This window comes from Paenibacillus sp. AK121 (genome assembly GCF_019042715.1).
In the GTDB taxonomy this organism is placed as follows: domain Bacteria; phylum Bacillota; class Bacilli; order Paenibacillales; family Paenibacillaceae; genus Paenibacillus; species Paenibacillus polymyxa_C.
This window is the reverse complement of the sequence record NZ_JAHPJM010000001.1, coordinates 55,911-70,168: the sequence shown is the minus strand read 5'-3', so window position 1 is coordinate 70,168 and position 14,258 is coordinate 55,911. Positions and strand designations below refer to the sequence as shown.

Here is a 14,258-nt window from a genome sequence, read left to right as displayed (position 1 = left end):
TTACACCTCCTTTACGGGTTCTTAGAAGCTGAATCCACACTCTCTTTCATCCAATCCTGTAAAGCCGTTACCGTCTGGTTCCATTGCTCAACGGCGCTAATTTTCGCAGGATTATCCCCTTTCTGGGCACCGTAACTGCCAAATTGGGCATGGTTCCCCCCTTCGACTGTAAAATACAGCGTGTTGGCAGGTAAATAAGTTCTCCCACTTTGGACATTTTTCATCTGGATGACACCATCATCACTTCCTAACAGAGAAATAACTGGCAGATTTTTATCCTTTAAATTACCCTTGTTATCCGGGTAGGAAGCAAGGAAAAATACACCTTTGATCTGATCAGAATTTGCAGCTGCATATCGGGCCGCCATCACACCACCTAACGAATGACCGCCAATAACAAAGGCTTCCTCCGGATACGCCTTCAGCACTTCATTCGCCAAATCCGGTGAGATCAATGCAAGGTTTAGTGGCATTTTTGCAATAATCACATGATGTCCCTTTTCTGCCAAACGGCGTGCCAAGGGCGCATAACTTTCGGGTTTAACCAACGCCCCTGGGTACAAAATGACTCCTGATCCACTTCTTTTGGCAGGCTCAAAACTTAACCAATGCTCTTGCTCATTTACTTTCACAGTATCCGCTATTTCGGCTAATGCAGCAGCAGCCGTCTCGTCAGGCTGATAAGGCGTAAATACCTTCCATGCTCCCCAACCCGCGATTAGCACGATGACAATTAGGATGCCTAAAAGAATTTTCCATATTTTCCGAGAACCGCGTGTCCCATAAGAATTGTATGATCTTCTTGTTCTTCTTCTCATTATAAAAGTTCCTTTCGTCTTTCGTACCTCGTAATTCTTAGCTTGAATATAAAAGGTGTCGCTGTATTCGATAGCATAGCTATAACCCTGTTAGGGTAACATCGTTGCACATACAGGGTCAAATGAGCACACGTTTCCAGACATGAGCCCATCTTTATTCCGTGTTCAAGCTTTCGCCACATAAAAAGGACATGACAGCGCTTACTGTTGTGAATAAAATCACAATGTTGAGGTCCAGAGTATCGTACCTTGTTCCTTGTAAAGAATTATTTTTTAAATAGTTTAATCGGCAGAAGCCGTTCGGAGGGAAACACATGACGACAAGCCATGATGTACAAGGGGAAAGCTTCTTTCTCAATTTGCGATTTCTGTTGATTATATGCGTATTTGCAGGAAACGCCCTGGAGCCATTAGTCGGTTCACTTCATCTTGCCCAACAATGGTTCAGCTGGATATTCATGTTTCATATGCCGTTGTTTGTACTCGTTACAGGCTACTTTGCCAAAACCACTTTGACAGGTCTCGCAGGACAAAAAGTTCTGCTTCAGATCGGTATGCAATATCTGATTTTCCAATCCCTTTATTCAATCTTGGATGTCGTAATCTTTCACGTTCCCCATATCCATCATTCTTTTTTTGCTCCTTATCTGCTGCTTTGGTTCCTTGCCAGCCACATCTGCTGGAGACTGTTAATGCTGTCTTTTCAGAAAATACCACCAGTCTTCCAACTGGGTATATCCGTGCTACTGGGTATTCTTGTCGGATATCTCCCCGTAGACGGTATATGGCTAAGCGTATGCAGAACCTTTGTTTATTTGCCTTACTTTGTAGCAGGTTATCATTTGAATTATGCGGACGTTCGACGCTTCTTCACAACACCTGTCCGTATAATCGCCGGCATTGTATCTCTTTTGCTTATGGTACTGGCGGGAACGTCGTATTTTGGCATCCCGGCTGGCTGGCTATATGGCAACATGACTTATGGTGAACTGGGCCATACCGAATGGTACGCAGGGATTTACCGTATCGGCATTTATGGAGTTCAATGGATAGCATCTATGGCGTTTCTAAGCTTTGTTCCAGCCGTCACAGGACGTATAACCGAGATGGGACGGCGTACATTATATGTCTTTTTGCTCCATGGCTTAATCGTCCGTTCCGTTGTTGCAAAAGGAGTCTACGAGTATATAGATACTCCTGTGGAAGTCATGTTGATTCTAGTGTGCGCCACAGGTCTGTGCTGTCTGTTGACCATGCCTTGGGTTCGAACTGCAACACGACCTCTGATTGAGCCACAAGTAGAGTGGATGTTGAAGCCAGCTCCTTATCTTTTTAGACGGTCTGCGTAATTTTTTATCCATTTATATTTCACAATCAGCACGCGACAACCCGCTTACAGACGAAAATGGAAGTGGGTCTCCCCCTCTTTACTTCACGCATAGTACCTGTTTCATACAGGCAAGATGTGGTAAGTAAAAGATACGCGCAACAAAAAACAACTTTTTCATAAGGAGTGATTTGTCATGGCACGTAATCAAAATCAGGGTAAAATGAGTCGCGAAGAAGCAGGCCGTATGGGTGGAGAAGCTACTTCCAAGAAGCACAACAAGGAATTTTATCAGGAGATTGGAAAAAAAGGCGGACAAGCAACCGCAAACTCACATGATAAGGAATTTTATCAGGAAATCGGAAAAAAGGGCGGCGATGCTACAGCTGAGTCGCATGACAAAAATTTCTACAGAGACATCGGTCGTAAAGGTGGCAGAAATTAAAATATAGTTTTATATCCCCCTCCTTTAACATAAAAACAAGCCTGAGCCCATCCGCTTTATTGCGGCATGGGCTTTTCCTATTTATCCGATAAGCTAACATATCAGAATATCAGAGTTCGAAGAATCCAATTCAAATCCTCGCAGATGCAATATATAGATAAATAAAACTGTTCATATCTATATATTGTTGCTTACAGAACACTTCTATACTTTTTCAAAATCCTCATATATGTAGAAAAATGCGCACAACTATGATAGACTCTTTAGAAAACATCTGCGCTATTACGGCGTTCATTGAACGCCATACCATTTTTATACTTTGGGGGGAAACCAGCATCATGACAGCTAAGACGAAAATGCGTTCCGATATGATTAAAAAAGGCTTTGACCGCGCTCCTCACCGCAGCTTGCTGCGCGCAGCGGGTGTCAAGGAAGAAGATTTCGACAAACCGTTTATTGCGGTATGCAACTCGTATATTGACATCGTACCGGGCCACGTCCATTTACAGGAATTTGGCAAAATTGTCAAGCAGGCCATTCGTGAAGCAGGCGGTGTACCTTTCGAATTTAACACTATTGGTGTAGATGATGGCATTGCCATGGGACACATCGGTATGCGTTATTCTTTGCCAAGTCGCGAAATTATCGCAGATTCTCTGGAAACTGTCGTTTCCGCTCACTGGTTTGATGGCATGGTATGTATTCCTAACTGCGATAAAATTACCCCTGGTATGATGATGGGGGCATTGCGTGTTAACATTCCGACTATTTTCGTCAGCGGCGGTCCTATGAAAGCTGGTAAAGACAAGAACGGACGCTCTATTTCCCTGACTTCCGTCTTTGAAGGCGTAGGTGCATTCCAAGCGGGCAAAATCGATGATCAAAGTTTGCTTGAGCTAGAACAATACGGCTGTCCAACTTGCGGCTCCTGTTCAGGAATGTTCACAGCGAATTCCATGAACTGTCTCGCAGAAGCGATGGGACTGGCTATGCCAGGTAACGGCACCATCCTCGCCGTAGCAGAAGAGCGCAAAGAATTCGTTAAACAATCTGCACGCCAATTGATGGAATTGATTAAGCTCGATCTGAAACCACGTGATATCGTGACTAAAGAAGCGATTGATAATGCATTTGCACTGGATATGGCAATGGGCGGTTCTACGAATACAGTATTGCATACATTGGCACTTGCCCATGAAGCTGAAGTTGACTACCCTATTGAACGCATCAATGAAGTCGCAAACCGTGTACCTCATTTGTCCAAATTGGCACCTGCCTCCGACTATCACATTGAGGATGTTCATAATGCAGGCGGCGTAAGCGCAGTGCTGAATGAACTATTGAAGAAACCGGGCGCATTGCATGGTGACTGCATTACTGTAACCGGAAAAACCATTCGTGAAAATGTAGAGGGTCAGGAAATTCTGGACACTAACGTCATCCACAAATTGGACAACCCTTATTCCGAGCGCGGCGGTCTAGCTGTATTATTCGGCAATTTGGCACCACAAGGTTCCATTATTAAAGTCGGTGCGGTTGATCCTTCTGTTGGCGGTTATCACAAAGGTCCTGCCATCTGCTTTGATTCACAAGAAGATGCGCTGGCTGGCATTGCTAACGGTAAAATCGCCGAAGGACATGTTGTTGTTATTCGTTATGAAGGTCCTAAGGGCGGACCTGGTATGCCTGAAATGCTCGCTCCAACTTCACAAATCGTGGGCATGGGGCTTGGTGCCAAGGTTGGTCTGATTACAGACGGACGATTCTCAGGTGCTTCCCGTGGTATCTCCATCGGTCATATTTCCCCTGAAGCAGCAGAAGGCGGACCTATCGCTTTTGTTGAGGACGGCGATATCATTGAGCTGGACCTGAACAATCGTAAGATTGAGCTTCACATTACGGACGAAGAATTCGACCGTCGTCGTGCCAACTGGAAAGGCTTCGAGCCGAAAGTGAAGACAGGCTACCTGGCGCGTTATTCCAAGCTGGTGACGAACGCAAGTAACGGCGGAATTATGAAAATCTAAGTGCTTTGCCAAGATAGATTATTGTATGAACCACTAAAAAGCCTCTCGACTCCTACAAAGGATCGAGAAGCTTTTTTTATTAGGTCAACTGCTTGATCCTGTATCCGCTGTTTGTGAAGCCCTGATCGAAGTATGCATAGGCTCCTCTTCTTCGGTCATTTCACTATTGAGTGTATGAACCACATCCCTTTGATCAGTTGGATCAAAAGCCTGGTCTGCCCGGTGCGAATCTCCCGGTTGGAAACGATCAAACAAGGTATCAATGGGCATCACGATTAGTTTCGGTACCATGACCTCTTTTTTTTCACTCAATTGCTCTGAACCCGAAGGATGGATAATACGAAATAACAGCTTTAAATATACAGTAGCCACATGCTTAAACAGTCCTTGGGGAAGCTCCTGAACTTGAAAGCCTAATTTTTCAGGCCCTCGATGAATCATACTTACTGCATAGATCGCCTTTACACCCTTCATACCAGAATCATGTACAACCCGTTGGGTAAGATCAGGCAGTTGTCTTTTCACAACTCGAATCAATTGAATCGCTAGATGGACCAAGGACTTTGCCGTCGCTCCCAATTGAAACAACATTTTATTGTCAAAATGAAGCTCAATTATGGGGTCCCCTTTTTCCAGCCACCTACCGTTCTCCATGTTTATATTTGGTCCATGATAGATACGGCGACGATAATAAAAGATCGTATTATCCTTGCTGACAGGACGAAGACGGAACAAGGCATGAAAAAGTCGCTCGTATTGTAGCCATCCGAATACCATCGTTCTTTTAATCCAATCTGTACTGGACAAGCTAGAGACAGTGGATTGATTGCCAGACTGACGGCAAAACAATGTGTCCACGCGGACGCTGCGTAATTGCTGTTTCTGGGCGACCCTCAATAGCTTCTCTAGTGCAATGAGCATGTTCTGTGGCGCTTCTGCGTCAGCCCCCAATGTCGTACCACAGTCATGGAGCAGCATCACCTCGCCACCCCTCAGCTTTTTGAGCATTCTTTCCGCTAGTTGTTTCGCTCCAATACTGGCCTTCCAGTCACCAAACATGGAGGACCATAATACGATTCGACGACCATTGTTTTTGGAAATATCAAAAAAGTTCACAATCCCCCAAGGTGGACGATAAAAGGTCGTTCCTTCGCCAGTTACTCGACGAATGACTGACTCTGTCTGGGTAATTTGTCTTCTAACCGTAACAGGCCGCATGAGCCAATTCGATTTGTGCACATAATTGTGGATACCAATCAGATGACCTTCATCATGCATGCGCTTCAGAAGCTCAGGGTGTTTTTCGGCATTCATACCTACAACAAAAAAAGTAGCCTTGGCATCAAAACGCTTGAGTAAATCGAGCAACTGTGGTGTATAGACTGGATCAGGACCATCATCAAAGGTTAGCGCATATTCTTGGTCACTTTTGCCACGCCTAAACACCCGGAAACCAAATATACGACTAACCAGCGCCGGAATAAAAGCATAAAAAGTTGAAATGTAAAACATCCATAACAGCAAAGTCTGCACGTTTTATCCCCACTTTTCTATTCTGAACTTCCAAGCAGGCCTCCTGAGTAAAACTCACTTACTTATATGTTATCACAATGACGTAAGCATGCCGAGATTTCGCCCTTGCTTATGGTCAGCATTGAGATTCAATTTAGTGTACAATAAATAAAAATCTTAAAGGAGTCGTTGTATACATATGCTTCCATTGTACAAAAAATATTGGCGTACTGTTTTTGATATCGGTCTGATCGTATTAACCGTGTATTTAATTATGTTCGTATCCAGCAAGCTGTATCAGCTAGCAGCACCTGTGTTCCTTTCATTCGTTGTGTTTTGGTGCATTGAACCTGCTGCCCGTTATTTTCATCGCAAAGGCATGAAAAAACCCTTTGCCTCCGCACTCTCCGTATTGCTGTTTATCATCTTATTACTGGCTATTTTTTTCGGATTGGGCCTGATCCTGGTTACTCAATTTACAAAAGTCGCGCAAAACCTCCCACATTATACCCAGATTATCCAAACGGAATTCACGCGGATTCTTCATCTATCTCAAGATAAAATTGCTGCCTTGCCTCCGGGTGTTACCGAACGTGTAAATGATTATTTTGCAACTGCTACCACCATTGCTACGAAATGGGCACAGCTAGGGTTATCTTTTTTCATTCAATTTCTCAGCTCTTTCACTGTTTTTATGGGCAACTTTGCGGTTGCCATCATTTTAGCGTTCTTTTTGAGTATGGAAATTAATCTCTGGAAAGGAATTGCCCGCAGTAAAACACCGAAGACACTAAAAACGGCGTACCTTTTTCTAAAAAATCATGTACTTAAAGCCATTTCCGCCTTTCTCAAGGCTCAAGCCCTACTGGTAGGAATTACCTTCGTGCTTGTGTTTATAGGTTTACTCATTTTACAAGTGGATAATGCCCTATCGTTGGCGCTCGTAGCAGCTTTGTTTGATATTCTGCCGTTGTTGGGTGTGCCTGTTATCTTTATTCCATGGGCAGTGTATTTGTTCATCACGGGCAATACCGGCTTGGCTGTAGGCTTACTTATTGTCATGGCTGTCACCGTGATTGTGCGCCAGTTGGCAGAGCCCAAAATTACTGGTAATTCTATCGGCGTTTCATCTGCCTATCTAATGCTTTCCTTTGCCATTATATCGTTATCCATCTTCGGATTGGCTGGATTAATCCTATCCCCCATTCTGATCATTTTGCTCAAGGAATTGTGGCAGCAAGGTTATTTGCAGCAATGGATTCGGTTTCCGACTGAGGAATTTGACGAGCCTCCGTTTATCGTCAAAATTCAGGAGGAAGAGCGTGAAGCTACTCGCGGAACTCAGGAGGATTGAGCTAGCAGATCCATGACTTGACCGAACAGTGCTGTGGCCTGATTTGCAGCATGCGTTGAAGCATTTTGCACTAGGACGGCAACCGCATAACGTGGCCGCTCTACCGGACCGTAACCAATAAACCACTGGTGATTTATAGGGTGACCGTTTTTTAAAGCTTGGGCCGTACCCGATTTACCGGCCAGCTTCCAGGTTTTATTGCGCAAGGAGACACCTGTACCGTGTGTCACAACCTGTTCCATTGCTTCACGCAGCGTATGAGCCGTGGATGTGCGAATCGAGCGGCTGCCTTGGGGTAAAGGAGCAGCGTGAGCAGGTAGCTCCAGCAAGGTGCTTCCGTCCGCGTAGCTGATGCGTTTTACGATACGCGGTGCATGTACTTGACCATCGTGCAGCAAGGTGACGATGAGGTTGGCTGCTTGGAGAGGCGTCACCAGCACATCACGCTGGCCGATAGCTGTCTGCACACGTACGCCTGGATCAGATGCATTCGTATGGGAGCCGAATACGGCTCCCTTTTCTTCGTGATCCAGCGGTCTGAATTGAGGCAGGCCTGCAAGATTCCGGTCCTGCCAGCCCACGATTCGACTCAATCCCAGTGCAGCGGCTGCGGCCTGAATTTGCTCAGCGTTAAGCCGTTCGCCGAGATGAGCGAACACACTATTACAGGATACGGCAAGCCCTTCCTCCAGGTTCAGGGTTCCGTGTCCTTTTTCTTTCCAGCAAGACAATCCGTACTTGCCATAGGCTCCATGACAATGAAATTGCTCCTGTGGTTGAACCACACCTGATTCAAGTGCAGCCGCAGCCGTAACCAACTTAAAAATAGAACCAGGCGTTACCGCTTTGAGGGCACGATTAGACCAGTCTGTTTTTTGCTGCGGATCAACATGAATGGGATTATAAAAAGGCCGAGACACCATCGCCATAACATCCGCGTTGCCTGCGTCAAGCACAACCACTGCACCTTCTGTCAAATGATTAGATTCTGTCAGCTTCTCAATCTGTTCCTGCAACGGGAGATCAATTGTAGTCTGCACCTGTAATGGATAGTGACTATTGGATGGAGCACTGACACGAAGCGGGACATGAGTCAATGGACGACGTTGCGCATCTACAGACCGAGAGACGAACGTCTCACCAACGCCGCTTAGCAGTGGCTCGAGCGTTCTTTCCAGGCCAGCTGCCCCCATCGGCAGTTCACTTGCTCGTTCACCACGTTCATACAGAAAACCAAGCCATTGTCTGCCATTGGGCATATCCCTATAACGCTGCGCATACGGTACAAGCTCTATGAGTGAAGGGGCTAACTTCAGCAGTCTCCCCGCTTCATTCGGATGGATTTGTACAGGCTCTCCGCGTCCATCCCGCCATATGAGTGGAGATTGCAGTTCCTTCCATCGCGTCAACAGTTGCCCTTTACTCGTATGCAGTAGCTTGGCCAGTTCTTGTCCATGCAAAGCAGCTTGGCCATCTACATCGGGAAAAAGCACTGGCGTCCATACGACTCCTCCAGTCAAGGGTTGCCCGTGTCGGTCTGTAAACTGTCCCCGCCCAGTATCAATAGCGATTCCTTCCTGTCGCTGACGTACTGACATTTCTTTAAGCGAATGCCCCCCATAAAGTGACAAATGAATACCCGCTGTCCCCTGAATCCAAGCCAGTCGGAAACATAAAATCAGTAGTAATACCATGATCCCCAGGGCTATATATGCAATTCGACGTTGACGAATGAAACTGCTATGACGCCTAGACACATTTATCCTCCTTTCATCATTTTTCCAGTAGTATGTCCGGTGATGGAAAAAGAAAACCCACTCAACATGTAATGTCGAATGGGTTACCGAATTTATGGGATATCTAGTGAGGAATATGAGCTCCAACCTAAAATTTCGTCTAACGAATAATAGACCGTTATAAAAATAGTAATGGCTAGAACCGCCCAAGCCAACTTTGTGTTTGTATTAATAATTTGCGCTCCTGATATCCCTGATTTTAGAACACCTACACTGTAAACCTCGAAAGCTGTTCTTTCAAATTCACCGATACTCCTTCCAGCTTATCAGACAAGCCTACCAGCTGATTACCGATATTGGCCTGCTCATTACTGAGAGAAGCAACTTCCTGCGAAGTAGCCGAGGATTGCTCGGCTACCGCACTTACATTGGTCATTGCCTCGGACAAAGTAGTCTGCGATTCACTCAGATGATGAATAGATGCGGTGACTGTTCCCAACCGAAGCGCGAACTCTCCCATTTGCTGCTGCACCGATTGGAAAATGTCCGTCGTTTCTTGTACGGCTCCCATCTGCTCCCGGAACAGCGGGTACACTTCAGATAACGCCTGTACCGTTTCATTCATCTCATTGACGATATTATTGGTAATACCTGTAGCCGTACGAATGGCTTGACGTGATTGCTCTGCCAACTGACGAACCTCATTGGCAACCACCATAAAACCACGCCCGGCTGTCCCAGCTCGTGCCGCTTCAATCGTCGCATTCAGTGATAGAATGTTCGTTTGTTTAGCAATATCCTGTAATACGTCCAGCACCTTAAAGACATCGGAAGTTGTCTGCTTCAGTTCATCTACTTTGCCTACCAAAGCATGCGTAGTTTCTTCCGTAACCTTAGTTTTGCTCAATAAATTTCTCAGCTGAACTGTCCCTTTTTCACTGGACTGTTCAACTTCTTGTGCGACCAGACTCATTTCATGATTAGAAGTCATAACCGTATCCATTTGCTGGGATATATTCCCGGTTAACCCGCTGCCACGTTCCGCCTCTGTTGCCAAACTGGTGGCACCATGAGCAATCTCTTCCGTTGCGGCTGCAATTTCTTTGGCTGAAACGGCTGTCTTCTTCGAGGCATCACTCAGTTCCGTCGCTGTATTCAGTACCTCCTGTGCTGATGCATTCGTCTGTTCTACCAGCAGTGTAATTTGTTCCATCATCGTATCAAAACTTTCAGACAACTGTCCAATCTCATCCTGTGCCTTATACTTCGTTCGGATTTGCAAGTTGCCTTTGGCGCCTTCAATCATTAAATCCTTCAGGTGTGTCAATGGACGAGCCACAAGACGTACCATCCACAGACCAATGAACAATGCAATGAGTGCCGCTACCGCAGCAAATACCCAGGTTGTGGTAAGTATTCCCCTGGCGTCTCTCACCAGTTCAGATACAGGCACTACACCCACGAGAATCCATTTGGAAGTTCCCAGTGTATTATGAACCGCAAGCACACTTTGCTCTTTTCCATCTGCTACCTGCTCCATAATTTGATTCCCTTCGATCCCTTCAAGCTTGGAAACGTAATCCAGCTTTGTCTTTCCTCCTGCCAAACTCTCATTGTTAGAGCCTACAAACTCACCCTTATCTGTCACAAGGCTAATCATACTGCCTGAGCCCAAATTAACACCTTTCAACTCGTCCTCCACCGCACTGGCCTTTAAATCCATAACCAGAACATAAGTCCCTCCCAACCCGGACATGCTGTTCATGGAGCGTGCCAGACGAAAGGTCTTGCTGCCATTGTCATTCACCTGCGTAGGTAGCCAAACCATTCCCTTGTTTTTCAAAATATCCTTAAACCATGCTTCCTGCCGTACATCCTTTTGTGTTCCGGTACCCATTGCAGCTAAACTGGTTTCTTCCGGGTACAGGTACAATGAATCAATCGCTTTATTTGTAAAAGCAATATTCGTTAATTTCTTGTTTACTTCGCCCATAGCAACAAAAGATGCAAAGGGATTTTTATCTTGCTTTACAGCCTTTTGCAACTGATCACTTAATTCAGTATCGAAAAATACCTGTGTCGATGTGTCTTGAAAGCGCTCTAAAATAATATCAAGCTTTTCCGAAGTTTGCTGAACTGTTTGTTGATACGCTGTAGCTGCATTTTGTTCAATCGTACTTTTAGCTTTGTAGTACGAGAGCATCCCCAGGCTGACCACGAATAACATAATGGCTGCAAAAAAGATCAGAAACAACTTCATTCCAACCGAACGGATCGGATTATAGTTTTTGACCAAATGCATAAAATCCTTACTGTATCTTTCAGGCTTAAGTAAACGCTTTAAATTGTATGTGCATTTACGTAAGGCCTTAGCTACCCAGGGAGTATCTTTCGAAGACATCACAACCGTCTCCTCCCCTTTATCCGTTGTTACTTTACTTCCTTTCAAGCCTTTCATTGGATCCGTTTTCTTAGGTTGCCTTTTTGCTGCATTTCTCTCTTTTTTCCGAAAACCCATTCCTCTCACCTACCACCATATAATTAGTTTCTTATTCCACGTCATCCTTTATGTATCTATTATCTATATAATCTCTATCGGAACTATTCGACAAGGAATGTAGCTTTCCTTTGAGTATCAACTAAATTTTGTGAAACTTTTTTCCTAGAAAACTATTCAAAAAAAAGCCTCTCCAACCGATAGGAGAGGCTTTTGAATCTTTTCACCTGTGACTTAAGGCTTATTTACTTCTTTTTACGCATCATATCAAAATACGATACAGGCTGATCTACCTTCATTTTGATTCGTTGAAGCGGATGACGTGCAGCATCTAATTCGTTGCCTTCCTCATCCCAGATCGTTCCGACCGTTTGCTTGAAAAACGTTCCGTTCGGCCCGAAAAATTCAATTTCATGCCCTGGTTTAAAATGGTTACGTTGTTGAATCGTTGCGATGCCACTTGCGGCATCGTAATCCATGACTAGTCCGGCAAAATCATAAGGGACTGCTTTTTCTTCCGGCTCATAAATATGATCCTCATGATCCGGGGTATCATAGAAAAATCCTGTATTCAACGGACGATTGGCAGCCTTGTTAATTTCTTCAATCCATTCTGGTTTGAGTACATAATTTTCCGGATCAGCCATATAGGAATCAATTGCTTGACGGTAGACATTCACGACCGTAGCCACATAATGGATGGACTTCATACGTCCCTCTACTTTAAAGCTGTCTACACCCACATCAATCAGATCAGGGATATTCTCAATCATACACAGATCCTTAGACCCCATAGAAAAAGCATTATCACTCTCTTCAAACAATGGAAGCTGGTTAACGCCAAGCTGGAACTGTTTTAGTACATTGTTATCCTGTGCCTCTTCCTCAGATATCCAAACCTCACCTGGACGGGCATCCTCAAACAAATCATATTTCCAGCGGCAAGACTGACAACATCCTCCACGATTAGAATCTCGGTCTGTAAAGTGATTGGATAACACGCAGCGACCGGAAAATGAAGAGCACATCGCACCATGGACAAAAGCTTCGATTTCGATGTCCACATGCTTTTTAATTTCTTCGATTTCCTCCAAGCTGGTTTCACGTCCAAGTACCACACGCGGCAGTCCCTCGTCTTTCCAGAACTTTACCGCTTGCCAATTCAGCGTGGACTGCTGTGTGCTCAAATGCACTTCCAATCCGGGAACTGCCCGCAATGCCACGGATACAATGGCCGGATCAGCGACGATAACGGCATGAATTCCTACTTCATACAGATTGCGCAAGTATTCCTCAATTCCGGCAATATCTTCATTGTGAGCATAGATATTAGTCGCCACAAGCACCTTAGCACCGTACTTGTTGGCGAATTCCACACCTTCACGCATTTCTTCAAAACTGAAATTATCGGCGTTAGAACGCAGACCGTATTTTTGTCCACCAATATATACAGCATCTGCGCCATAGTGAACGGCAAACTTCAGCTTTTCTAGATTTCCGGCAGGAGCCAACAGCTCTGGCTTATCCAGACGATTCCGTTTACCTGTATATTTTCTCGTTTTGGTGATCGTTCCCATGACGTTCCCCCCTCTGTAAATTCATTTTGTAATTAATAAACCTGCTCTTTGTAGAAAAATCCGAAGGAGAGTTCCCGTTCAGGGTCTTGAAGACGGCGAACCTCATCCAGCCAGCTTTCATCATAAACATAAGCATCCGGGTCGGCTGTATAACTATCTATTGCTTTACGATAAGCACGGACAACTGCCTCATTGTAAGCGGTAGGTTTCAACAAGCCCTCGATTTTAAAGCTATGCACACCCGCCTCCATCAAAATATGCAGGTCCTCCATAATACAAAAATCATCCGAACTCATAATATGTGTCCCGTTGATATCTTCATAAATCGGGAACTTCTCTTCCTGCCGCTCCGCTTCAATCAGAAACAAACCACGTCCTCTGCCGAGATCACCTTCTACCGTGCGACCCTGGTGCAGCATATAGCTTTGAACAAGCTTACGCTTGGAGTGATAAATATTAGTCATTCCATGTACCTGAACCTGTGCTTCTATATTCAACTTTGGAATCATTTCCGTAATTTCATCCATACTGAGCTCACGAGCCAAGATGACACGTGATGCCCCTTTTTCGCCCCAATAGTTGGCGGTTGCGAAGTTGGTAGAAATCATCTCTCCGTTCCAGAAAAGTTTCAGATGAGGAGCATGTTCCTTCACCGCCATGAGCACTGCTGGATCGTTAAACTCAATGGCGTCTATGCCGCATTCAGCTATGGTTTGCACATACTTCGGAAGAAGTGGCAATAGCTCGTTCGTCATCAAATTCGTCATAGATACATATACCTGCGCCGCATGCTTCCGTGCCTCTTCCACAACCTCACGGATTTGGTCCGGGGTAAAATGTCCTGGCAGTCGCATACCAAAGCGGTCATCTCCAATCAGCAATGCAGTTGCTCCAGCCTCCAGCATATGGCGGGCATCCTCCGGAGAGCTGGCTGTTGCCAGCAGTTCGGGTTTGTAAGCCATAGG

At 45.2% G+C, this 14,258-nt stretch carries 10 protein-coding genes; 4 read left to right on the top strand and 6 right to left on the bottom strand.

From position 1 onward, the window contains the following. Nucleotides 1-11: 11 nt before the first annotated feature. Entirely contained in the window at nt 12-818 is an 807-nt protein-coding gene (locus KSP24_RS00310) for an alpha/beta hydrolase (protein WP_216974177.1), read from the bottom strand. A gap of 314 nt (nt 819-1,132) precedes the next feature. Here KSP24_RS00310 and KSP24_RS00305 point away from each other — a divergent pair, with 314 nt between their 5' ends. The 3 genes from KSP24_RS00305 (at nt 1,133) to ilvD (ending at nt 4,617) form a co-directional block, all read left to right on the top strand. Continuing rightward, nucleotides 1,133-2,167, top strand: coding sequence for an acyltransferase family protein (locus KSP24_RS00305; RefSeq protein WP_016819074.1), 1,035 nt, complete (start codon nt 1,133-1,135; stop codon nt 2,165-2,167). A 174-nt stretch (nt 2,168-2,341) separates the two neighbouring features. Beyond that, on the top strand, nt 2,342-2,590 hold the full coding sequence (locus KSP24_RS00300; RefSeq protein ID WP_013372595.1) for a KGG domain-containing protein: 249 nt from the start codon (nt 2,342-2,344) through the stop codon (nt 2,588-2,590). A 338-nt stretch (nt 2,591-2,928) separates the two neighbouring features. Then, nucleotides 2,929-4,617, top strand: a complete 1,689-nt coding sequence (gene ilvD / locus KSP24_RS00295) for a dihydroxy-acid dehydratase (RefSeq protein WP_016324645.1) — start codon at nt 2,929-2,931, stop codon at nt 4,615-4,617. Between the two features lie 84 nt (nt 4,618-4,701). Here the strand turns inward: ilvD and KSP24_RS00290 are convergent, their stop codons facing one another. Continuing rightward, nucleotides 4,702-6,150, bottom strand: coding sequence for a polysaccharide deacetylase family protein (locus KSP24_RS00290; protein ID WP_216974176.1), 1,449 nt, complete (start codon nt 6,148-6,150; stop codon nt 4,702-4,704). 178 nt (nt 6,151-6,328) lie between these two features. Here KSP24_RS00290 and KSP24_RS00285 point away from each other — a divergent pair, with 178 nt between their 5' ends. Beyond that, nucleotides 6,329-7,483: an AI-2E family transporter gene (locus KSP24_RS00285; protein WP_013372599.1), complete on the top strand. Its 1,155-nt coding sequence runs from the start codon at nt 6,329-6,331 to the stop codon at nt 7,481-7,483. Here the strand turns inward: KSP24_RS00285 and KSP24_RS00280 are convergent. From KSP24_RS00280 to KSP24_RS00265, 4 genes are all read right to left on the bottom strand, one after another. Then, on the bottom strand, nt 7,471-9,240 hold the full coding sequence (locus KSP24_RS00280) for a peptidoglycan D,D-transpeptidase FtsI family protein (RefSeq protein WP_216974175.1): 1,770 nt from the start codon (nt 9,238-9,240) through the stop codon (nt 7,471-7,473). The genes KSP24_RS00285 and KSP24_RS00280 overlap by 13 nt on opposite strands. Nucleotides 9,241-9,487: 247 nt before the next feature. Beyond that, nucleotides 9,488-11,737 (bottom strand): methyl-accepting chemotaxis protein, encoded by a 2,250-nt coding sequence (locus tag KSP24_RS00275; protein WP_129549831.1) that lies wholly within the window; start codon nt 11,735-11,737, stop codon nt 9,488-9,490. A gap of 224 nt (nt 11,738-11,961) precedes the next feature. Continuing rightward, nucleotides 11,962-13,293: a peptidase U32 family protein gene (locus tag KSP24_RS00270; protein ID WP_013372602.1), complete on the bottom strand. Its 1,332-nt coding sequence runs from the start codon at nt 13,291-13,293 to the stop codon at nt 11,962-11,964. Between the two features lie 32 nt (nt 13,294-13,325). After that, on the bottom strand, nt 13,326-14,255 hold the full coding sequence (locus KSP24_RS00265; protein WP_216974174.1) for a peptidase U32 family protein: 930 nt from the start codon (nt 14,253-14,255) through the stop codon (nt 13,326-13,328). Between the last annotated feature and the right edge of the window lie 3 nt (nt 14,256-14,258).

Bases quoted from the DNA above. Each gene is read 5' to 3' on its own strand.
- KSP24_RS00310 (WP_216974177.1), bottom strand. From the start codon at position 818: ATGAGAAGAAGAACAAGAAGATCATACAATTCTTATGGGACACGCGGT.
- KSP24_RS00265 (WP_216974174.1), bottom strand. From the start codon at position 14,255: ATGGCTTACAAACCCGAACTGCTGGCAACAGCCAGCTCTCCGGAGGAT.
- KSP24_RS00285 (WP_013372599.1), top strand. From the start codon at position 6,329: ATGCTTCCATTGTACAAAAAATATTGGCGTACTGTTTTTGATATCGGT.
- KSP24_RS00270 (WP_013372602.1), bottom strand. From the start codon at position 13,293: ATGGGAACGATCACCAAAACGAGAAAATATACAGGTAAACGGAATCGT.
- KSP24_RS00275 (WP_129549831.1), bottom strand. From the start codon at position 11,737: ATGGGTTTTCGGAAAAAAGAGAGAAATGCAGCAAAAAGGCAACCTAAG.
- KSP24_RS00305 (WP_016819074.1), top strand. From the start codon at position 1,133: ATGACGACAAGCCATGATGTACAAGGGGAAAGCTTCTTTCTCAATTTG.
- KSP24_RS00300 (WP_013372595.1), top strand. From the start codon at position 2,342: ATGGCACGTAATCAAAATCAGGGTAAAATGAGTCGCGAAGAAGCAGGC.
- ilvD (WP_016324645.1), top strand. From the start codon at position 2,929: ATGACAGCTAAGACGAAAATGCGTTCCGATATGATTAAAAAAGGCTTT.